This is a genomic window from Baaleninema sp. (assembly GCF_049974805.1).
GTDB lineage: Bacteria > Cyanobacteriota > Cyanobacteriia > Cyanobacteriales > Geitlerinemataceae > Baaleninema.
Genome location: NZ_JBNGCO010000015.1, coordinates 39,055 through 60,815 on the forward strand (window position 1 = coordinate 39,055; position 21,761 = coordinate 60,815).

13 protein-coding genes are annotated in these 21,761 nt (G+C 53.2%); 4 read left to right on the forward strand and 9 right to left on the reverse strand.

Annotated elements, in window-relative coordinates:
* Positions 1 to 56: 56 nt before the first annotated feature.
* The 5 genes from ACP5D4_RS05120 to ACP5D4_RS05140 all read right to left on the reverse strand — a co-directional run bounded on the left by ACP5D4_RS05120 (position 57) and on the right by ACP5D4_RS05140 (position 8,712).
* Positions 57 to 2,801, reverse strand: coding sequence for a filamentous hemagglutinin N-terminal domain-containing protein (locus ACP5D4_RS05120; RefSeq protein ID WP_428010552.1), 2,745 nt, complete (start codon positions 2,799 to 2,801; stop codon positions 57 to 59).
* Positions 2,802 to 3,234: 433 nt separating this feature from the next.
* Positions 3,235 to 4,827 carry a B12-binding domain-containing radical SAM protein gene (locus ACP5D4_RS05125; RefSeq protein ID WP_428010553.1) on the reverse strand — a complete coding sequence of 531 codons (1,593 nt, stop codon included), beginning with the start codon at positions 4,825 to 4,827 and terminating at the stop codon, positions 3,235 to 3,237.
* A gap of 162 nt (positions 4,828 to 4,989) precedes the next feature.
* Positions 4,990 to 5,949 (reverse strand): NAD-dependent epimerase/dehydratase family protein, encoded by a 960-nt coding sequence (locus tag ACP5D4_RS05130; RefSeq protein ID WP_428010554.1) that lies wholly within the window; start codon positions 5,947 to 5,949, stop codon positions 4,990 to 4,992.
* Positions 5,950 to 6,084: 135 nt separating this feature from the next.
* Positions 6,085 to 7,146: a uroporphyrinogen decarboxylase gene (gene hemE, locus ACP5D4_RS05135; RefSeq protein ID WP_428010555.1), complete on the reverse strand. Its 1,062-nt coding sequence runs from the start codon at positions 7,144 to 7,146 to the stop codon at positions 6,085 to 6,087.
* A 300-nt stretch (positions 7,147 to 7,446) separates the two neighbouring features.
* Complete coding sequence (locus ACP5D4_RS05140; protein ID WP_428010556.1) at positions 7,447 to 8,712, reverse strand: lipid-A-disaccharide synthase; 1,266 nt, start codon at positions 8,710 to 8,712, stop codon at positions 7,447 to 7,449.
* Between the two features lie 76 nt (positions 8,713 to 8,788).
* On the opposite strand from ACP5D4_RS05140, the gene ACP5D4_RS05145 reads away from it, so the two are divergent.
* Complete coding sequence (locus ACP5D4_RS05145) at positions 8,789 to 10,051, forward strand: O-antigen ligase family protein (RefSeq protein WP_428010557.1); 1,263 nt, start codon at positions 8,789 to 8,791, stop codon at positions 10,049 to 10,051.
* 130 nt (positions 10,052 to 10,181) lie between these two features.
* Here ACP5D4_RS05145 and hisH read toward each other — a convergent pair whose 3' ends face one another.
* Positions 10,182 to 10,826, reverse strand: coding sequence for an imidazole glycerol phosphate synthase subunit HisH (gene hisH / locus ACP5D4_RS05150; RefSeq protein ID WP_428010558.1), 645 nt, complete (start codon positions 10,824 to 10,826; stop codon positions 10,182 to 10,184).
* A 289-nt stretch (positions 10,827 to 11,115) separates the two neighbouring features.
* On the opposite strand from hisH, the gene ACP5D4_RS05155 reads away from it, so the two are divergent.
* The 3 genes from ACP5D4_RS05155 (at position 11,116) to ACP5D4_RS05165 (ending at position 14,033) form a co-directional block, all read left to right on the forward strand.
* Entirely contained in the window at positions 11,116 to 11,901 is a 786-nt protein-coding gene (locus ACP5D4_RS05155) for a TIGR00297 family protein (protein WP_428010559.1), read from the forward strand.
* Positions 11,895 to 12,095 (forward strand): hypothetical protein, encoded by a 201-nt coding sequence (locus ACP5D4_RS05160; RefSeq protein ID WP_428010560.1) that lies wholly within the window; start codon positions 11,895 to 11,897, stop codon positions 12,093 to 12,095. The genes ACP5D4_RS05155 and ACP5D4_RS05160 overlap by 7 nt, the downstream gene beginning before the upstream one ends.
* A 1,089-nt stretch (positions 12,096 to 13,184) precedes the next feature.
* On the forward strand, positions 13,185 to 14,033 hold the full coding sequence (locus ACP5D4_RS05165; protein WP_428010561.1) for a class I SAM-dependent methyltransferase: 849 nt from the start codon (positions 13,185 to 13,187) through the stop codon (positions 14,031 to 14,033).
* A gap of 122 nt (positions 14,034 to 14,155) precedes the next feature.
* Here ACP5D4_RS05165 and ACP5D4_RS05170 read toward each other — a convergent pair whose 3' ends face one another.
* The 3 genes from ACP5D4_RS05170 to ribBA form a co-directional block, all read right to left on the reverse strand.
* On the reverse strand, positions 14,156 to 16,756 hold the full coding sequence (locus ACP5D4_RS05170) for a family 10 glycosylhydrolase (protein WP_428010562.1): 2,601 nt from the start codon (positions 16,754 to 16,756) through the stop codon (positions 14,156 to 14,158).
* 375 nt (positions 16,757 to 17,131) lie between these two features.
* On the reverse strand, positions 17,132 to 19,780 hold the full coding sequence (locus ACP5D4_RS05175; RefSeq protein WP_428010563.1) for a DEAD/DEAH box helicase: 2,649 nt from the start codon (positions 19,778 to 19,780) through the stop codon (positions 17,132 to 17,134).
* A gap of 148 nt (positions 19,781 to 19,928) precedes the next feature.
* Complete coding sequence (gene ribBA, locus ACP5D4_RS05180) at positions 19,929 to 21,641, reverse strand: bifunctional 3,4-dihydroxy-2-butanone-4-phosphate synthase/GTP cyclohydrolase II (RefSeq protein WP_428010564.1); 1,713 nt, start codon at positions 21,639 to 21,641, stop codon at positions 19,929 to 19,931.
* Between the last annotated feature and the right edge of the window lie 120 nt (positions 21,642 to 21,761).

Sequence of the window (21,761 nt, forward strand, 5' to 3'; positions counted from 1 at the left end):
ACAGATGGGGAGAGGGAGAGATGGGGTGATGGGGAGAAACTGTGAATTATCAATTATCAATTATCAATTGTCAATTCCGAACAAATTCCTTGGAAGCGAACTGGAACCTCAGACCGTTCGCTCGCCGACAGGCGAAGGCGACCGTTTTCTCGTCGGGTTCCCTGGGCTTCTACGATCGCGTCCCCGAGTTGCCAGGTTGGGGTTTCGGTTAGCAAGGCGGGCGGGAGGTTTGCTTCTTCTGACAACTCTCCATCGAGTCCTGTCACCGATGCGACGCCGTAGCGTCCCATCGATAACTCGTAAGGATTTTCGGGCAAACCGCCGGTTCCGGTTACTGTAAACTGTCCGCCGCTGTTGCCCCGCGTCAAACAACTGTCGGCCACCAAGCGATCGACCGCAATGAAATCGCTGGCTAGTTCCACTAACGAGGTATCGAGTTGAACGTCGGGATTGGTAATTTCGACCAAACCGCCAAATTCCGCTCCGAGGTCGGAACTGGCGGTGATATCGCTTTCTGGCGTGGTGCGATCGCGAAACTCCGTGCCGAAAATGCCCTGTGCGTTGACGAACACCCGGCCGCCGAAACCCGTTTGTGCGTTAGCGGTAATATCGCTGTTGTCGAGTGCCACCAACGTATCGGTATCGATAACAATGTTGCCTCCCGTGGCCGTATCTCGAGCGTTGGTGGAAATCGAACTTCCCCCGGACAACCGCAGGTCTTGCGATCGAATCTCGATATTCCCTTCGCGGGCGGTGGCCGTTTCCGCCACCAATCTCGCTGCGTCATCCAACCGCATCCGAGGCGCGTCGATGGATAAATTCCCCGCCCGTTCTCCTTCGCCGATGCTGCTGACGACGATTTGTCCCCCGTCGTTCATCCTCAGTTCTTCCGTGACGAGGGTAATGTCTCCCGCTGCCCCGATAACGTCGGCCGTTTCCGAGGGAGGAACGGGAGAGGGCAATGCTACGTTGGTTGCGTTCGATCGCAAGCCGCTGCGTAACTGGCCGTTCGTACTGGTTCCGGAAATCTCGACGAATTCCGACGCGCGCACTGTCAAACGTCCTGCCGCTCCTCGGTTCGAGGTGGAGGTCACGATTTCGCCCCCATCGCGCAACAGCAACCGCCCCGTCGTAATTTCGATATCCCCGGCTGCGCCACTGCCTTCGCTGCGCGTGGTGATGTTGGTGGTCACACCAGAACTCCTGGGATTTCCCCAAATTTCAACGGACTCGGAGGCTCTGACGACCACGGTTCCGCCTCGCGCCGCTCCGAAGGTCACGGCACCGACCCCCGCACCATCTCGCAAAACAATCCGTCTGGCACGAATGTTGAGAGTACCCGCTTGAGTGTTGGCTTCCTGAAAAGCGTTCGCTCCGATGCCCGTGTTATATATTCCGTTGGGGGTCGTTCCCGACATTTCGATGGTGTCCTCTGCCACCAGGTTCACCATCCCGCCGTTGCCACCGCCAAAGGTAGAGGCGAAAAGCCCGCCCCCTTGGTCGAGAACGATGTTTCGGGCGCTGACGTTCACTGCTCCCGCGTCGCCGTTGCCCACGGCTTCCGCCACGATTTGCGAACCGCTCAGATATAGGGTTTCGCTCAAGCGCACGTCGAGACTGCCGCCGCGTCCGTCGCCTCGCGTCGCTGTGGAGAGGAATGCCCCTTGACGCAAGGTGAGGTTTTCGGCATCGATGTCGATCGCCCCCGCATCGCCGTCGCTGAAGGTGTTGGCGTAGAGTCCGTTACCCACTTGCTTGGGGTTCTCGAGGGTGTCGAGGGCGAACAGTCGATCGAGTATTTCTTCGAGTTCTCCGGCACCGTCGAGGGTAATCGTCGTGGCCACCACCTGCAAATTCCCCGATCGCCCGCTGCCGAAGGTGGATGCGGAAATGAGGGAATCGTCGAGAACCTGTACGGTATCGGCTACGATATCGATTTCTCGTCCGTCTGCGTCGCCGAGGGTGTCGGCGAGAATGTAAGACATCTGGCTTAACTCGAGGTTGCCCCGCAGGAGAACGGAACCGCCGCCGTTGCCGCTGACATCGATGCGGGAACCGTTGCGGAGGGCGATCGCGCCCCAGGGCGAGATCGAATCGGTTTCCACTTCTCCAGTCTCTAGATTCCAAGTTCCCTGAGCGATCGCCACGATTGCGGCTTGTCCTTGAGGAATGCTTACAATCCCGCCGTCGAATTCGATGTCACCGCCGACGAGGGCGATGGTTTCTCCGCTATCGACGCTCAATCCCAGGGGGTTGCCCTCACTATCGCGTACTTGGGAACGGTTGGCGATCGCCCCCGGTTGCGATCCCAATCCCAACCCCACGGGAACGCTCACGGAGAGGATGGGATTCGAGACAGAATCGGTATTAAACGAAGTTCCGTCAGCGAATTCGATGCGGTTGGCGGTACTGGCGAAAAAGGACCCGCCGATATCGAGTTGGGCGTTTTCTCCGAAGACGATGCCGTTGGGATTGAGGAGAAACAGATTTGCCGTTCCTCCAGCGGCGAGGGTGCCATCAATTGTTGAAGGGAAGTCTCCCGTGACGCGACTGAATATATTGCGAACTTCTGGGGAATTTTGGAAAACGGCTCGAAATCCTGGGGGAACGGAAAAGGATTCAAAGCTATGAAAGAGGTTGCGATCGCGAGTCGTTCCCCCCTCGAGGCGAATGGTGTTTCCGTCCGTTTCCACCTGGGAAGGATTGGGTAACGTGCTGTCGGGAACGATTTGCGCCACAGCCGGAACCGTCAGACTCAGATGGAGTCCGAGGCAGAAGCAACAGAGGATTTCAGGTTTCACGGGGATAGGGAGATCGGGGGTGTCTAACCGCTATTTTACTCGCCTGTTTTGGCTGCGCAATTTGAGTGTCGAGCCTAAAACTCGATACAGAATCATGTATTCATTGTATATCCTCAATGTATATTCTTACGGTATATTCGTCAGTCAAATATTTAAATAGTATTAATGTTATTTAGGCTTGGCATACTCTTTTCGTTGAGTTAAATAAAACAACATTTATTGTCTTTTTTAACCTTGTTGACGGTAAGAATCGCGATCGATTTTCCCTTTGTCTTTTCCCTGCCCCTCGTCCTTTTCCCCTTCTCCCGGTAAAGATCCCCCCTGTAAAGATCCCCGGCATCTTGAAGATGCCGGGGATCTGGCGAATTCAGGCCAAGTTTAGGCGATTCTAATACTCTAAAAACAGCAAACAGTCAAGAGATTAAAACAAAACTTAACTATTTGCACCTGCACTGACGGCGACAGCTTTTTCACAAGACTCGTCTAAATCCGCCTTCGCTTTCAAATAAACCTCCAATTGCCTTTCGATGTTGTGGCGAACCACCTCGCGATACTCAATAAAATGTTCGCTGAGGGCGCAGGTGGCCAAATAGCTGATGACCAGACGGGGTTTTTTGAAATAAACGTCCGCCAAATAGCGCCAGAAGGTCCAACGGGTGCGTCGAAGAATCCCCTGACGCCAAGCGATCGTCAACAGGGCGCGAATTTCCGTCCAAGTGACTTTTCCCCGGTTCGAGGAGGTATGGCGCGGTTCGCTCATACCGATATAGTGTCGGTAAGTGCGATCGAGATAGCGAACGGGGTCGTACAGCCGATAGAAAGCGTCCACGTACTCTCGGGCGATGTCTTCGATGGGGCGGGTGGGGACGAAGTTCATCAGCGTGGTTTGGTTCATCCCACTGACTTGTTCGAGAAGCCGCCCTTCCTTCTTCAACCGTTCCATCAACGCCGTATTGGGAAGCACTTGTAGCATACTCATCATCGCCGTGGGAATCGCCGTTTGTTCGACAAACTCGACGATGCGATCGCCCGCCCCCGCTTTCTCGCCGTCGAAGCCGATGATAAATCCTGCCATCACGCGCATTCCCGCCTCGTTAATCGCTTTCACCGCCCCGGAGAGAGGATCGCGGGTATTTTGGAATTTTTTCGTGAGGGCGAGGCTCTCGGCGTCTGGGGTTTCGATGCCCAAAAAGACGCTGTTAAAGTTGCACTCAGCCATCAAATCCATCAATTCCGAATCTTTGGCCAAATCCACCGAGGCTTCCGTACTGAGGTTGAACGGATAGCCATGTTCCGCCATCCAGGGCGCCATCGCCCGCAACAACAGCTTGACGTTGCGCTTGTTGCCGATAAAGTTGTCGTCCACTATGAACACCGGCCCGCGCCAGCCGAGATCGTACAGCGCATCGAACTCCCGCAGCAGTTGTTCGGGGCTTTTGGTGCGGGGTTTGCGTCCGTACAGTACGATGATGTCGCAAAACTCGCATTGGAAGGGACAACCCCGCGAAAACTGCACGGACATATTGTCGTAGGCCTTCAGTTCCAGCAAGTCGTATCGCGGAACGGGGGTTTCCGTGACGGCGGGTTTTTCCGTGGCGCGGAAGATACCGCTGGTTTCGCCGCGTTCGACGGCTTCGACGAACATCGGCAGGGTAATTTCCCCTTCGTCGAGAACCAAGAAGTCCACCCCGGCTTCTTTGAACTCCTCGGGGAGGGAGGTGGGATAGGGGCCGCCTACGGCAACGGGTTTACCGCGCCGTTTGGCTTGCTGGATTTGCGCCATCATGTCGTCTTTTTGGACGATCATGCCTGAGAGAATCACCAGTTCCGCCCAGTCCCATTCTTCCTCTTTCACCGGACGCACGTTGAGATCGACGAGTTTGAGATCCCAGCGTTCCGGCAAAATGGCGGCGACGGTAATCAAGCCCAGAGGCGGTAAAACGGCTTTACGGCCGACCAGTTCCATGGCTTTGTCGAAAGACCAAAAACTCTTGGGAAATCGCGGATATAAAAGTAAAACTCGCATAAAATAAATGTTCCTCACATATTTTCGTCAGGCTAACACAAATATTTCTCAGTTAGCCCGAGAGATAGGACAGTTCGTCGTGAAAACTCGGTTAAAACTTGCTTAAGACGGAAATCCCGGCCGAGGGGGAAGACATCGAGCCTTGGCGAGTTAGGATCTTGCTTAAGATTTGGCTTGAGAGTCTGGAAGAACGCCCCGTTCCTTGAGGGCATCTGCAAAGGTCTCGCAATAAACCGGGCGATCGAACGTGGCGGGATTGACGACGCCGGGATAGGTAAACTGTCGGTATTTCAAACAAAAGCGATCCCAGGGTGACATCTGCACGTTAAACAGCACGATGAAGAGTTCGATCGCCCATTTCGGCAAGCGAAGGCGGAAGTAAATTCGTTTTCCGAGATAGTGACAGAGTTCGCTGACGGCACGATCGACCGTATAGGGTTGCGTACCCAAAACGTAGCGACGGCTCACCCCAGGGGGATGTTCCACGAAATAACTCACCACTTCAGCAATATCGCGGGCGTGGATGAAGTGAAAACTCCCGCTGACGCTGAAGAACCGCGCTAAATTCGCCCATTTCGGGACTTCAGGAAGTCCCGCCGAAACGTGAGAATAGGGCTTCGTTTCGTCGCCGCCGAGGACGATGGTGGGAAACAAAATCGTCAGGCGATCGGCCACGGGCATTCGGTGCAGTTGGTTGAGACAATCGTATTTCGATCGAATATAATCCGTCCCCATATGGGCGGCGGCTTTTAACACCTGGCCTTCGCGATCGAGCAAACTGGCTGTGGAAAAATAAATCACCTGTTCGCACACCTCCCGATTCAGCAGGTGCATCAACATACAGGTTTTCGTCACGTTGATATCAAAAGTTTCCTGCTGTCCCCCCCAAGCCGCAGCTGCCAAAATCGCACAGTGGACGGTAGAGAGCAACTCCTTGTATTGGTGAATATCCCGCAAATCCCCACGAATCACGTGAATTCCCGGCCGTGCGTCGATATCGACCCGTAGTTTCGCCGGATCGCGGACGAGCATATACAACTCGCAATCAGTTTGTGCAATGAGGGTTTCGGCGATGTAATGACCGACACACCCACTCGCACCCGTCAGGAACACTCGTTTCATCGATTCGCGAAGGTAAGAAGCGGAGGGGAAGAGGGAGGGATGGGGAGAGCGGGAGATGAGGGGATGAGGAGGTCACTATACTTTTCGATCTCCCCATCTCATCATCTCATCATCTCATCATCTCATCATCCCCAACTAGGCGGTAGCCAAGAGTTTGTCGGCGTTTTTGGCGGTTTCAAAGAAGAAGGCCACGTTTTCTTCCGGGGTGTTGGGAAGCACGCCATGTCCGAGGTTGAGAATGTGGCCTCGGTTTCCGGCTTTGCGGATGGTATCGAGGATTCGATCGCGGATGAAGTCTTGGGAACCGTACAACACCCCGGGGTCGAGGTTTCCTTGAACTTTCATATCCGGACCGAGACGTTTGCGGGCGTCGGCCATGTCCACCGTCCAATCGACGTTAATGATATCAGGGCCAGCTTGCGCCATCCGTTCCAAGAGTCCCGCACTTCCGCTGACGAGTAGAATTAACGGCGTGTCGGGGTGAGTTTGTTTAACTTGCTCGAAGACCCGTTTTTGATAGGGTAGCGCAAAGGTTTCGTAATCCTGGGGGCTGAGTTGTCCGGCCCAGGAGTCGAACATTTGCACCACTTGGGCGCCGCAATCGATTTGATAGCGGACGTAAGTGGCGATCGAATCCGAGAGTTTTTCGAGTAGCTTGTGCAGCATGGCCGGCTCGGAAAAGGCCATACTTTTAATAATGGAATAGGTTTTCGAGCCTTTTCCTTCCACGGCGTAAGCCGCCAGCGTCCAGGGGGCGCCCACGAAACCGAGAACCGTGGATTCGTTTTTCACCTCTTCCCGCAGCGCCTTCAAAATCGGTTTGATGAAGGGGAGAGACTCTTCCGGTTCCAGGGGGTGCAGGCGATCGACCTGTTCCATCGAGCGAATCGGCGGGTCGATAATCGGTCCTTTCCCTTCGGCGATGTCCATATCGATCCCCATTCCGGGTAACGGTGTCACGATATCGGAGAACAAAATCACACCGTCGGGTTTGAAGGCTCGCCAAGGCTGCAACGAAACCTCGATCGCCACTTCCGGAATTTCGGAGCGTTCCCGGAAGCTGGGATACTTTTCGCGCAAGTCTCGATAAGCTTTCATATACCGTCCGGCTTGCCGCATCATCCACACGGGCGGACGGTCTAGCACTTCACCGCGTGCGGCTCTCAACAAATAGGGAATCTGGGGAGAACCCGTCATTATAACGTTTCCTTAAAAATGTTTTTGATTGCCATCGCTTAGCTTACCACCTTTTACAGCGAACCGTGGACAGTGACTAGCCAACAGCGAGATGATGGGATGATGGGGTGATGGGATACCCCATTAAAAACCTTGACATTTTTGTATTTTCGTGGTAATAAAAACAAACCCCGTAGGGTGCTGTGACGCGGGCAACAAAATTACCGCATTCCACCGTCCCATGACGTCCCCGCGTCACGCACCGCCCCCACCGGCCGAGGGGGAGATAGGAAGATGGGAAAATACATTGTTACAGATTGTTTACTGTTCCCGATCGATTATCAATTGTTGAACGAGTTTTTCCGCTGCGCCGGGTTCGCCTCGGACGCGGGCGAGGTTTTGGCGGATTCGATCGAGTTCGGCGGGATTTTCCAGTAACTCAACGGCGTGGTGGGCGATGTCTTCGGGGGGAAATTGACCGACGAATTCGGGGACGATTTGTTCGTTGGCCCAGATGTTCGGCCAGGCTAAGCGGGAACCGCCCGCCTTGCGATCGAGCCATTTCCAGGCTATCCAGCTAAACAGTTGGGTAAAGCGATCGCCAACGCCGGGTAAGCGGGCTAACAAACCGGGAATTCCATCCCACGCCCGCATCACATCGAGGCGATGCGTCGGAAGCAAGACCAACATGGGAACGGCGAGGGCGGCCAGTTCGGCGGTGTTGGCGCCGACGGTGGTAATGCAAAGGGCGCATTGTTGTAAGAGGGATGTTTTCAAATGGGAGGGGGCGGCGGTTTGCGTCCACAGGCGCAGTTTGACCCCCGATGGCGTGACGAGATAGGGGATGTCTGCGTCGAACATCAGTTGGCCTGCAGGCCAGTTTAAAGCGGAGATCGATCGATTGAATTGCGGATCGGCGTATTTAGCCAAGGTCTCGAGATCGACAGTGGGGGCGACGGGGACGATAAACTGTATGTCTGGGCGCAGTTGGTGGATGCGATCGGCGATCGCTAAACTTAAGGGAACGCCGAGGGTGAGTTTGAGGGGTTTAGAACCAGGAAGAAAGCCGATGGTTGCGTTGGCGGTGTGGGGGATAGCGTCGGTGTCGCCTCGCGCGTCCGCCATAAGGTTTCCGACAACTGTGAGTTTGTGGGCGTAGCGTTTCGGGGCGTTGTCGATGACTTGTTGGGTGGCGACGCCGAAGCGATCGACCCAGGGATACCATTGAGCTTCCCATTCGGCGTAAATTACAATGCGATAGCCGAGGCGTTTTCCGATAAGGACGGGAAACAGTCGATCGCCTCCGAGAAACAACACGACGCCGCGATCGCACCAATCCCAATTTTCAGCAGTTTTCCCCCACAACAAAAAATCCCAAAACACCTCTGCACCCTGAACGCGATCGACCTCGGGATAAGACGCCACGATCTCCGCTTCCCGTCCGCTGGCGTGGGGACAAGGGGACAACACCACGGAAATCCGCAGGTTCTCGAACTGTCGCCGTACCTCTTCAACCACCGGACGTACCCAAGTCGCAATTTCGCCGGGGCCGTTGGAGAGAATGAGAAGATCGAAAAATTGAGACATGATGGGGTGATGATGAGGTGAGAAACTGTCAACTGAGAACTGTTTCTCACAGGTGACTGGCGACGGGTCAGTGTTTATGTTACGACGATTCACACAATGGAATTGGATAGAAGCGGGGCTATTGGTGTTCCCGTTGAGTCCGTTTTTAGGCGGTTTGGCGGTGGTTGGCGTTACCGTGGCCGTGTGGTGGCGCCAGTGGCGAGAGTTGTTGAACCGCCCGCTGGTGTGGGGATTGGGCGTGTTTGCACTGTTGGCGGTGGTGTCGTCGTTGACGGCGATCGATCGCACGGCTGCGTTATTGGGACTGTTTAATTTTTTGCCATTTTTAGCCGTTTTCGCGGCTGTAACTTGTCTGATTCGCTCTCCTTCGCAACTGCGACAACTGGCGGAAGTGGTGGTGGTGTCGTCGATTCCCGTGGTAGTGGTGGGAATCGGACAGATGTTTTTCCGATGGCGAGGTCCGATCGATCTGGGATGGGTCTTATTTTGGCCGCTGGAACCCGGCGGCGCACCTTCGGGGCGAATGTCCTCGGTGTTCGAGTATGCAAACGTTTTAGCCAACTACGCCGTCATCGTCTGGGCGTTGGGATTGGGGTTGTGGGCGGATGCGTGGAGAATCCCGACGGGAAACCTTCGATGGAAACGATTGCTGTTGTGGACGGTGGTATTACTGGGAAACACCATCGTTTTGCTTCTGACTTCCTCTCGTAACGCTTGGGGGGTGGCGTTTCTCTGTTTTGTCGCCTATGCGGTGTATTTGGGATGGCGATGGATTTTGCTGGGGTTGGGTGCGATCGCCGCGTCGGTTTTGGGGGCGGCGTTTCTCCCTGACGGTTCTGGGGGAGGGTGGTTGAGAACTATCGTTCCGCCCTATTTTTGGCTGAGATTGTCGGATCGATTACACCCCGATCGCCCGGTGGAGTTAATGCGCGTGACGCAGTGGCGATTTGCGTGGGATTTAGCCATCGATCGCCCGTTCTTTGGCTGGGGACTTCGCAATTTTACGGCCTTGTACGAGTCTCAAATGGGCTTGTGGTTGGGACATCCCCATAATTTATTGTTGATGTTATTTGCAGAAACGGGATTTACCGCCACCTTAGTTTTATGTGGCGTCGTGGCTTGGATTTTGTTTCGCGGAATTCAAGTTTTTTATATTTTAGAAACTCGCGAAAAATTGCGATTATTTGCGATAATAAACGCCTTTATTTCAACAGTTTTATTTCATTGTTTAGACGTGACTTTATTTGATGCCAGAATTAATATTTTAGGATGGATTTTATTGGCTTCTATGGAAGGATTTATTAGACAAAAACAACAGTTTATTAGAAACACCCTTTAGACTCAAAGGGAGAAAATAAAATAGTTCTGGGAAAACGCCCCGCAAAAAAGCCCCTTTGCGAGCCAGATCCCCCGCATCTTCGAGACGCCGGGGATCTTGAGAAAATCGTAATTCAAGGATTGCTATCGAATTATCCAGCCGTTGCCAACGCCGATTTTTCAGCCAGGGCGACAAAATTCGAGAGGATTTTCAAACCGCCGTCGGCGGATTTTTCCGGGTGGAATTGAACCGCCATCAGGTTGTCGCGAGCGATCGCAGCAGTAACGGTTTGGGAACCGTGGGTGACAGTGGCAGCGTTAACGCTGGCATCGGCAGGATCGACATAGTACGAGTGTACAAAATACATCCACGCCGGATCGGGGAGGTTTTGCCAGAGGGCAAGTTCCGGTTGGGTGAGTTGCAAGGCGTTCCATCCCATGTGGGGGATAGTGATGTCGGGTTCGTGGGTGAAGCGACGCACGACGCCGGGAACGATACCTAAACCGGGTTCGGTGCCTTCTTCGGATCGATCGAACAGGATTTGCAATCCCAAGCAAATGCCGAGAAAGGGTTTTCCACTGGCGATCGCATCTTGAATGGGTTCGACGAGATGGCGCGATCGCAAATGCTGCACCGCCGGATCGAACGATCCCACTCCCGGTAACACCACAGCATCCGCGTCGTGAATGACTTGCGGCGAATCAGTAATTTCCGGCGTTGCCCCTGCATTTTCCAATCCTTTACAAGCAGAGTGCAAGTTTCCCATGTCGTAATCGACGACAGCAATGCGAACCATAAGCGCGACGTTAAATGTATTGGAACGAACTGTATTGGAACGAACTGTATTGGAACGAACTGTATTGGAACGAACTGTATTGAAACGAAATGTACGGGAACGGTCGATCGCCTTCTATTTTCCCATCATCTCATCATCTCATCATCCCATCATCCCATCATCCCATCATCTCATCATCTCTCGCCCGAGTTGGCGGGATGTCAAGCTACGTCCATTAAACTTGAAACCAACTCAGAATCCATCTCACGTTGGACAGAGTTCTGTTTCGTCCTCTCACTCTTCAATTATCATGTGGTCTCAAGTGTCTAGCCTCAACCCCTGGATTATCGCGGTTCTTCTCAACTCCCTATTGTGGTCGATCGCACTTGCAATCCCCAAAAAACTCCTAACGCCTGCGGGATACCTCCACGCCTGGATTCTCGGCGTTCTCGTCTGGGGATGTCTCGGATGGCGGGGTTACGTCGTGGTGATGTTTTACTTTCTCGTCGGTTCGGCGGTGACGCGAATCGGGATGGCGGAAAAAGAAGCCGCAGGAATCGCCGAAAAACGAGGGGGTGCCAGAGGTCCGGAAAACGTCTGGGGTTCTGCACTCACCGCCGCCATCTGCGCCGTCGCTTATTTCTTCGTTAACTGGAGTGTCTTCCCATTACCTCATTACCTCATCACCTCATCATCTCTCCTCCTTCTCGGCTACGTCGCCAGTTTCGCCACGAAGCTTTCGGATACGACAGCCAGCGAGGTGGGAAAGGCTTACGGAAAACGGACGTTTTTAATTACCACGTTGCAACCTGTCGATCGCGGAACGGAAGGGGCGGTAAGTTTGGAAGGGACCTTAGCCGGGGTGGTGGCGTCGGTGGCGATCGCTCTTTTAGGATGGGGTATCGATTTAATTGACAGTTTGGGGTTAGTTTGGTGTGTTTTAGCGGCCTTTGTTGCCACGAATGTGGAGAGTTTCATCGGGGCGACGTTGCAGGATAAGTTCGACTGGATGACGAACGAAGTGGTGAATTTTATCAATACCTCAATCGGCGCGGTGGTGGCGATCTCGCTGGGGGTGTTTGGGTTAGTTTGGTAAAGGCGATCGATCTTCCTGAAGAACTGCTGGCAGAGGTTCAGTCGCGGACGGTTATTGCCACCAACGTCGAAGGCGGCGCACTCATCCACCTCAATGAAAACACCAATGAAAACAGCAATGAAAACACCTCAGTCTTATTGCAAAACATCGAGCCTTCGCTGATTGAACCCACGGATTTAGTCAGCAGGGTGTAAAACTTCAGGTAGAACCCCAAGGTGAAGTTTTTGCGCCCCCATCGTTTTCACAACCCCTGTCGCCACGGCAGGGGTTTTTGGGGAGAGAAAAATCGAAACCCCAACTCGAGTTTGCGGTGCTATAATCGCTTCAGGTTACGGTTCCGGTCTGCTTTTTTGTCGATCGACAGAAATGATAGCTATAGCCATAGGAAATGATTCGTGGCCAAATCCCCGATCGATCCAGGGCTGTGCGAGATCCCCGGCATCTCCAAGATGCCGGGGATCTAGAGACAGATCTAGAGACAATCCGATCTTCGTTCGATCTTGAGTTTCACTTCTATGAATTGCCACAATTGACTTAGGATTGCTATAGTCACGTCTTATCGCTGTGACATCGCTTAAAAACACAAATCAATCGTTATATATCAGTATTTTGATTTCGAGTCAGCGAACTTTGAGGGCAATTTTTTTCTGAGTTTTAAACCGCATAACAGGTAAAATATTTGCATTTTTACACATTTTTACACATTTTTACCCATGTAGTTTATCGGATTTGCAAACTCAGTTATTATTGCCGTTTCTTGACAATTAAAGCCTGAGCTTGCGAAACAATATTTTCGAGAGTGCGTCTCTGTTTTTAGTGTCCTCCTGCAAAATCCAAAACGACCGCCCCATACCACATGGAATTCTTCATGATTTGAATCCAAACCTTAAAATATTCCCTTTGAATGCTCGGTTTCCAATTGGGTAACGAGCGATTTATGGAATTTTATCGCCGTTAACAATCTGCGCTTTTGCTTTGCATCGGATTTTAACTCCAAATTTTAAATCGAGCAAATTTCAGCCAATTTCACAACCCAAAAAATCACATACTAAAAAAAACAAAAATCACATAATGCGCCGCCCAAATCTTTTTTAACTGAAAAAGTCCCTTGCCACTCAAACGGTTACGATCGACCGTTGGAAAATCATGCTATTTACTTCAAAAAATAGCCCCTCAATGATATTCGCTCGAGTTTGATAGTCACCCAAAACTCAATCTACGCAAATATCGATTTCATGTAACTCTTTGAACTAACCCTTTAAATATCAAGGTCACTAAAAATTGTGAAAACCAACCCGAATACATCTCGAAGCTTCGCACAAATCGAAAGCCATTATCAAATCGAAAAAAGACTCGCCGAACGGTTAAAAAAATCCACGGCTCGAGAGCGAAAATATTTATACACTCAGCTCTACGACGAGCTTTATCAAAAAGTTCCCGACCATCCTCAAATCATACGTTCTATATCTTCAGACATCCAGAATTGGATTGTCAACCAACGGCTTTTGTTGTTGAATCGATTTTTAACCCCTCAAACTCATTATTTAGAGTTAGGGGTTGGCGATTGCAGCTTAGCCCTTGAAGTCGCTCGAAAAGTCAAGCAAGTTTACGCGGTGGATGTTTCGAGAGAAATCACAAAAACTCTGCAATTTCCCGATAACTTTGAATTCATTTTATCTGATGGCTGTAGTGTTGATGTGCCTAAAAATAGCATCGATATTGCATACAGTCATCAGCTTATGGAACATTTACACCCAGAAGATGCACTCGTTCAACTTCAAAACATTTATCATGCTTTAGCCCCGAACGGTATTTACATTTGCATCACGCCCAATCGCTTATCGGGACCTCATGACATTTCTAAACACTTTGATGAAGTGGCGACGGGATTTCATTTAAAAGAATACACAGTCACCGAACTGCGAGAAATGTTTCTGGAGGCGGGTTTTCGTCAAGTATTTTGGATTAAAAACAAACCGCGAATATATTTTAAGATTCCTTTGAATGGCTTGACCAATACCTGCGTAAAAATCGCGGAAACACTTCTCGAGTTTTGTCCGTATTTTCTGAGAAAGTCCGTAGCCAATACACCCTTGTTATTTCGCGGTATGACTGTGATTGGCGTAAAGTGAAAAGCACGAAACTTCGGAATCGGATGGGGTATTATACGGAATCCGTTCCCGATCAGCTAGGCTTCAAGAAGCCTTCACCACTCAGGTTAGGCAAAACCAGTATTTGAAATTCGGATTCTGTATTACAACCGTCGCTGTCCGTAGCGTAACAAGGTTTCGATCGCCACCAAACGATTTTGCCAAGTCGTCACCTGGTAAGGATTGCTCAACCGCTGCAACCGCAACCAGTCAGACAAGTGGGTTTGATAGTCTTTCAGGCGATCGATCGCCCGTGAAAAATTCTCATCCGTGGGATTTTCCGCCAAGCGATCGAGCGCCTTCGACAACGCCAAATCCGCCGCTTGCCACTCCCCTAATACCTCGCTGTCAATCCACAGACCCCGCGTCGCTAACGCCGCTTGCCATTCCCCCTGTAGGGCGTCATATCGCGCCGAAGCCGCCTTAAACGGGCGTCGGTAGGGAATCGGATCGTTTGTCGCCGCGCCCTGGGTGCGACGGAGAATGTTGTAGAGGCGATCGTCCACCATTTCCGCCGCAAACAAAGCGTAACCGTTGGTGGCGCGATCGCGAATTAACTGCATTTGGTCGATGGCCACGATTTCCGGAAGTCCGTGCAGCTTCACCGCCGGAACGATGGGAACCCCCACGGGAACGTTTTCTAACATCGGTTCCACCAACCGTTCTAGGGCGTTGGTATCCTTGGCGTAAGTCATGGGAACCACCATGTCAACGCTGCCGTTTTCGATCCAACTTTCCCAATGTTGCTGAATTTTATGAATGCGATCGTGGGTCGATTGAGGAAACACCGCCACCGATAAAATTAAATCGGGATCGCGACTTTGCAAATGGCGATCGACCTCCGCCACGAACGAGGTAATCTGTTCGACGCGAAAATCCGTCCACCGCTGCCACAACTCCACCTGACGGGGGGAAATCTCCAGAGGATCGGTTCCCGTCAGTTCTCGAAATCGCTGGCGTGCGGCGTCTCCGTAACCGTAGGTGCGTTCTGCCCCCGGATCTTGGAACGGATAGCGGATGTAATCGAGTTGAATGCCGTCTACGTCGTAATTGCGGACGATTTCATCGATGACGCGCATCACGTACCACCGCGCCTCGGGATTGGCGGGATCGAGGAAGGTTTTTCGGGAACCGGGGTGACGGATTTGTCCGCGATCGTCCCGATTCGCCCACTCGGGATGTTCTTCGAGAACGGGGCTGAGAAATTCTGAAGATTGTCCCAATAGAAGGTTGTGGCGTTCGTTCCCCACTGCAAAAGTCCAAATCCAGGCGTGAATTTCCATTCCCCGTTCTCGGGCGAGTTCGATGGCCGCCTGAAGCGGGTCCCAACCTTGAGTGAGGGGATTTTGAGCCGGGGCGATTTGCGTGGGATAAATGGGATAGCCGGCGTTGACGGTTTCAAAGAAAACGGTGTTGATACCCGCCTCGGCGAAGCGATCGAACAGTTCCGCCAACCCTGCTTTCGACCCCGCCTTCACGATCGATCCCCGATCGAACCAAATCGCCCGAACTTCCGGCTGCGCCCGCAATCGATCGTTCGGATAGCTGTTCCAAAGTTGCGATCGCGCTTCTAACCATTTCGATCGCGCTTCCCGGTAGTTTTGTCGGTCTATCCAACCCGGAAACGCTTCTAATACTAACGTTGCCAGTTCCACCGCATCCGGTACCGACGACATCGCCTCCATTTCACGGCTGGCGTGAAGTTGCTCGAGATTGTCCGTATAAGTATTGTTCGCGGCTCGAGCCGCGAGAGTCGCACTTTCAACCCGACCGAGAAGTTGCCTCAGTTCTTTTTGCATCGTCAGGGCGATTACCCGGTCGATGGGCGCGTCGCCAGGTTCCACTTGCAAGCCAGGAGGGGCGCTTTGAGACGCCGGATCGCTCAGTTCCACTGAGGCTTCCTCTCGCTCGTTACGGGCGATCGATGTTGGAATAACGGAACCTTGCGGCGTCGGCGTAGGTTCGGGAGTCGGAGACATCGACACTTGCGGCGTCGGTTGGGGCGAGGCTTTCGGTAAAGTCGCCATCGCCCTTTCAACATCGAGACGCTCGATCGCCCCTTGCAACCAGGCACGATCGAACTCCACCGTACTCTCGTCCCCCGCCCCCCAAGGCCACCCGAAATAGGTCGCCGTCGGGGACACCGCCACCGCAACGCCCTCTCCCGTCACGCGCCAGTTCGCCGACGCCCAGGCGCGATTGTCCAGCAATTGCAGAATCCCCCCCGGTCGTCGGGGATGAGTTTGCGTGGCGGGCATCCAGCGGGGATTCGGACAAGTCGCGTCTTCCTCCTCGCAGGCGTCCGCCAGCAGTTGCAGCGAAGCCGCCTGCGGTAGCGCGATCGTCCACCGCACCCCGAGAATCTCTTCCAGTTGTCGCCGCACTCGCCGCGAAGACTCCACCGCCAACGGTCCGCTGACGACGAGCTGTCCGCCGCGATCGACCCATTCGGCTAACAAATCCGCTTGACGGCGAGTCAGGCTTTCGTGGTCGGGGAGAAACAGCACTGTTGCCCGATCGAAATCGGCGATCGATCGCACGTTCTGCCAGTCAAACACCTGATAATCCAGAACAGACCCCTCAAGACGCCGTTCGATACCCGCCCAAATATCCCGATTGTCCTCACTGCGAAGCACCCCTAACCGTTCGGCCCCGTTAGCCGCCAATCCCCCCGTCAAAGTTGCCGTAACTGCCAAAAGCGCCACAGCGAGACCCTTGAGGGGAGAGGGGGAGCCGGGAAGAGGGAAATTGTTGTTTTGGGTGTTCTTTTTAATTGGTTTAATTAAGTTTTTTTCTTGATTTTTAGCTCGTTTTATGTTATAATATATATCCTTTTTTTGGGGAGTTCTGGGATTGAAAGTGTTGGAGGCCTGTGGAGGTTTTCGGAAAAAGAACAGCATTTTTCGTGGTTGGGAGCGAATTGAAGGAAGGGTTTTCGGTATGGCGAGCGTACCGTCCTAACAGGAATTTTAAGCGGTTTTTAATGAGATGGAACGAATTGATACTTGATAATTAATAATTGAGAGGGAACGTTCTCCCCATCTCATCCCCTCACCTCGATCGTACCCATCATCCCCTCATCACGCCTCTTCATTGACGGGGAATCGATCGATCCGCTGACTGGCGTCGCGAGCTGTCATCCGCAATACGTCGTTAATATGGGGAACGTGAGGGATCTGAGATAAGAAATCGAGAGTTCGGCGTAAAATCCGGACGATATCGCCTTCGTCCAAACTCGTGTGGTTGCACAGTTCCGTCCATTCCACCCCGTTCGCCCACTGTTCCACAAGAGCGATCGCATCGCGTTCCAACCAAACCGGATGCGCCACCTGATAGCGACGCTGTACCTGGAACAATTGGCGGCGCACCCCGCGCAACTGAGCCAACACCTCGTCTACCTCTCCCGAAACATCGTAATTCGTCCAAGTATCGGGGCGGGAAATCTCCGTCACCAACGCCGCGCAAGCCGTGGCGAAACCTTCGGGACTCAACCCTTCAAACGACCCACTGGAGAGAGCTAACCCCAACCATAACTCGTTATCTCCACGAATGGCCGCAGTCGATTCGCCCAATTTCGTCGGTTTCAGAGAAACTTCCTGCAAACAACCGAATTCCAAGAGAATATCGATTAAATCCAAAAACTCCTCCCAGTGACGGGCTAAGTTGTAACGCACCTTCTCAGATCGATCGCTCAACTTCCATTGTAGCTTTTCAATACGTTTCGCCCGTTTAATGAGCGTTCCGGGGTTGCCAAACTCCTTCAACGGATGCTGTTGCAACTCCGCTTCGATTTCCGACACCCGTTCTTCCCATTCCGTCACCTCCGGCGCAATTTCCAACGGCGGTAAAATCGGAATTCGATCGACAATCCCTTGAGTTTCCTCGTCCCCCTGGCGCGTCTGACCCGGTTTCAGGGGCATCTCCGCCGGCGGATTCAACTCGTCCACCGCACAGATGCGGGGAATCTCCCCGTGAAGCGTCACCACATCCTTCGTCGTCACCACATACCAACGGTTGTTCTGCCCCAAACAAACCAAATAAGGCGCTTTCCCCGGACTGGGGGCTTTCGTCACCAACACCGCCGGAAGCGGGTCGGATACCGGAACGTTTTTCCCCTTCAACCGCAAAATACTCCCCGCCACCGCGAACTGCAACGCCAACACCAAAGACTTCGTTTGCACCTCATTCGCTTGCTGTTGCAAGGTTTTCAAAATCCGCCGTTCCTCCCGCAACCGTTCCTGTAACTTCTCGTAATCTCCCAAAAGCTGCGGGTCGATATTTTGCAGTTTAGCTTGAGCGGCGGCGATTTCCCCCTCCAAATCTGCGATCGCCTGCTGTTGCGGCCGCAACGTCAGCGACGCCAAATATTGCCCGAAACTCCGTTCCACCAGTTCCTTCGCCTCGTCCACCGTATGGGTTTGCAGCAGGTTCAACACCATACCGTAAGTCGGCGTAAACTGACTCACCAGCGGGTCAGCCCCAGACGTGGCCAAATGCGCCGCCTCCACCGACCCCTCAAAAGGCGTATCCAGCGTCACCACATAGCCCTGTTCGTCCATCCCTCGCCGTCCGGCACGTCCCGCCATCTGCAAGAATTCCGACGCCGTCAGCAGGCGGTGGCCGCGGTCTGTACGCTTGGACAAACTGGAAATCACCGTAGTGCGGGCGGGCATATTAATTCCCGCTGCCAGGGTTTCCGTCGCGAAGACCACTTTAATCAGTCCCCGTTGAAACAGTCCTTCCACCAACCCTTTCCACGCCGGGAGAATCCCCGCATGGTGGGCGGCGATGCCCCGATACAGGGGTTCGACTTGTCCCTCCCGGGCTGCTTCCGGGTTGTGACCGAGGAATTCGTCCACCGTTAACTTGAGTTGGCGGGCTTCCTCCGCGTTGACGAGGTTGATGTTCCCCATATCCGCCACCGCGCGATCGCACCCCCGACGGCTGAAAATAAAGTAAATGGCCGGCAACATATCCCGTTTCCGCAGTTGCGAGACCACGTAACTTATCGCCAGGGCGTTGCGGCGGTTGCTGCGTCGTTGTTTGGGGTTGTTGCGTCGGGGTTTCAGACGCGGGTTGAGGCGTTTTCCGGCTTTATCGAGAAGCGGAAACACCCCCTTGCGGTTGCAAAAGAGGAATTGCAACGGTACCGGCCGCGATTCTGAATAAATCAGTTCGGTCGGACCGTGAACTGTAGAAATCCAATCCGTGAGTTGGTCGCTGTTGGCGACGGTGGCGGACAACCCCACCAGTTGGATTTCTGGGGGACAGTAAATAATCGACTCTTCCCAAACCGTCCCCCGCTGTCGATCGTTCATATAGTGGCATTCATCGAGAACCACCGTTTGGACTCCTTGCACAGAAGTCCCTACTTCGCCGATGGGCGTTCCATAGAGCATATTTCGGAAAATTTCCGTCGTCATCACCACCACCGGGGCGTCGCGGTTGAGGGAAATATCCCCGGTGAGGAGACCGACGTTTTCTTCTCCGAACTGTTCTTGAAAATCCCGAAGTTTCTGGTTCGAGAGGGCTTTGAGGGGCGTGGTGTAAAAGACACGGCGTTCGTTCGCCAGGGCGCGATAGATGGCATATTCGCCGATGAGGGTTTTTCCCGACCCGGTAGGCGCACAGACGATCGCTGATTTCCCCGCGTTTAAGGCGTCGATGGCTTGGTATTGGAAATCGTCGAGGTCGAAGGGAAACAGTGCGCTGAGGTCGAGTTCGGACATAGTTGAGGTTGAAGTGGGTTGAACTGGAGGTGAAGGACAGTTTAAGTGCTGTCTTCCTCTCATCTTAATTGAGATATCGCCGTCCCAAGAGACGCAACAGCGAACAGCGATCGCTTTCTCGTCACCTCATCGTCACCTCATCGTCACCTCATCCCCTCATCCCCTCATCCCCTCGATAGGTTCCCTCGACGCGATAGATGTTCTGCGTGGCTAAACGAGAGCAAATCGTTGAGGGTAACTCCCCAGGGGCGAGAACCCGGCGGGCTAACTTCCCTTTCAGGTTCGTCATGGGGTCTCGACCGGAGGAAATCAGAAACTCGATACATTGAACTCGTTCCCAAGTGGCCAAGCGGTCTAAAATATGCGCCACGGCTTTCACGTAGGGATGGCTACAGTCTTCGTACCAGTCCGGTTTGGCTAGGTTGGGTTGGTCGAAGCCGATGTGAAAGGTAATCGCGGGTTGTCCGAACAAGGCCACGGTTACGGGGCGAGTTTCTTCTTGGACGAGTAAATGCTGTTCTCGGGCGAGATCTCGCAGGTTTTCGATTAACTGCGATCGACCGTCGGCGGTCAAGGGTTCTTCGTCGTGCAGGTGCATCGCCACGGTTGCCAAATAGGTCTGCAACAGCATATGACCCAGTTTCTTGGCCTTCGTGGCTAAATACACGGAATTGTAATCGGTGGCTTCGATCAACAGCGGTACGCGATCGACCACTTCAATCCCGTATCCCCGCAACCCGGCGATTTTACGGGGGTTGTTCGTCAACAGGCGAATTTTCTTGACCCCCAAATCGTTCAGCATTTGCGCCCCCACGCCATAGTTGCGTAAGTCGGGGGGAAATCCCAATCGTTCGTTGGCTTCGACGGTATCTAAACCCATATCTTGCAGGGAATAGGCTTTGAGTTTGTTAATCAAGCCGATACCGCGACCCTCTTGGCGCAGGTACAACACCACCCCTTCGCCATGTTGTTCGATGGTCTTCAACGCCGCCTGTAACTGCATCCGACAGTCGCATCGCAGCGACCCCAGGGCGTCCCCGGTCAAACATTCGGAGTGGACGCGCACCAATATTGGGCGATCGCCAAAGGTTTTCGGGTCGCCTTTGACAATCGCCACATGTTCGTTATCGTCAACTGCGTTGCGATAGGCGTAAATCTGGAAGTTCCCGAACTGCGAGGGCAAGGCTGCCACGGTTTCTCGCGTGATAAACCGCTCGTTTTGCAGGCGATAGCTAATTAAATCGGCAATGCTGATCAGCTTGAGATCGTGTTTCTGAGCGTACTCGATCAGTTCTGGCAACCGCGCCATCGTTCCGTCGGGGTTTTGGATTTCGCAAATCACCCCAGCCGGATACAGTCCCGCCAAACGGGATAAATCGACCCCGGCTTCTGTGTGACCTGCCCGTTTGAGAACGCCGCCTTTTTTCGCCCGCAGGGGGAAAATATGACCCGGACGGCGCAAATCTTCCGGTTTGGTATTGGGGTCGGTGGTGGCCAGGATCGTTCGCGCCCGGTCTTCGGCGGAAATTCCCGTCGTGACGCCCAGGTGAGGGGCGCCGTCGATGCTGACGGTAAAGGCGGTTTGGTCGGCGGCGGTATTGCGCGTCACCATCAACGGAAGATCGAGTTCGTCGAGACGCTCTCCCGTCATGGCCAGGCAGATTAACCCCCTCGCTTCTACTGCCATGAAGTTAATTGTTTCTGCGGTGACGAACTGCGCGGCACAGATGACGTCGCCTTCGTTTTCGCGATTTTCGTCGTCTACGACGACGATGCACTTGCCCGCCCGTAAGTCGGCCAGGGCGGATTCGATCGAGTCGAACTGAAACGAGCTGGATGCGTTGGGTTGAGACGATTCCACGGATGTATCGACTGTCCTACTTTTAAACCGTAAACTTTTTTTAAGTCTTCTCTAATTGTATCTCGTTTAGCCTGAACCGCGAGAATCCTACGTTTCTAATCTCCGATTGAAGCGTAGCCT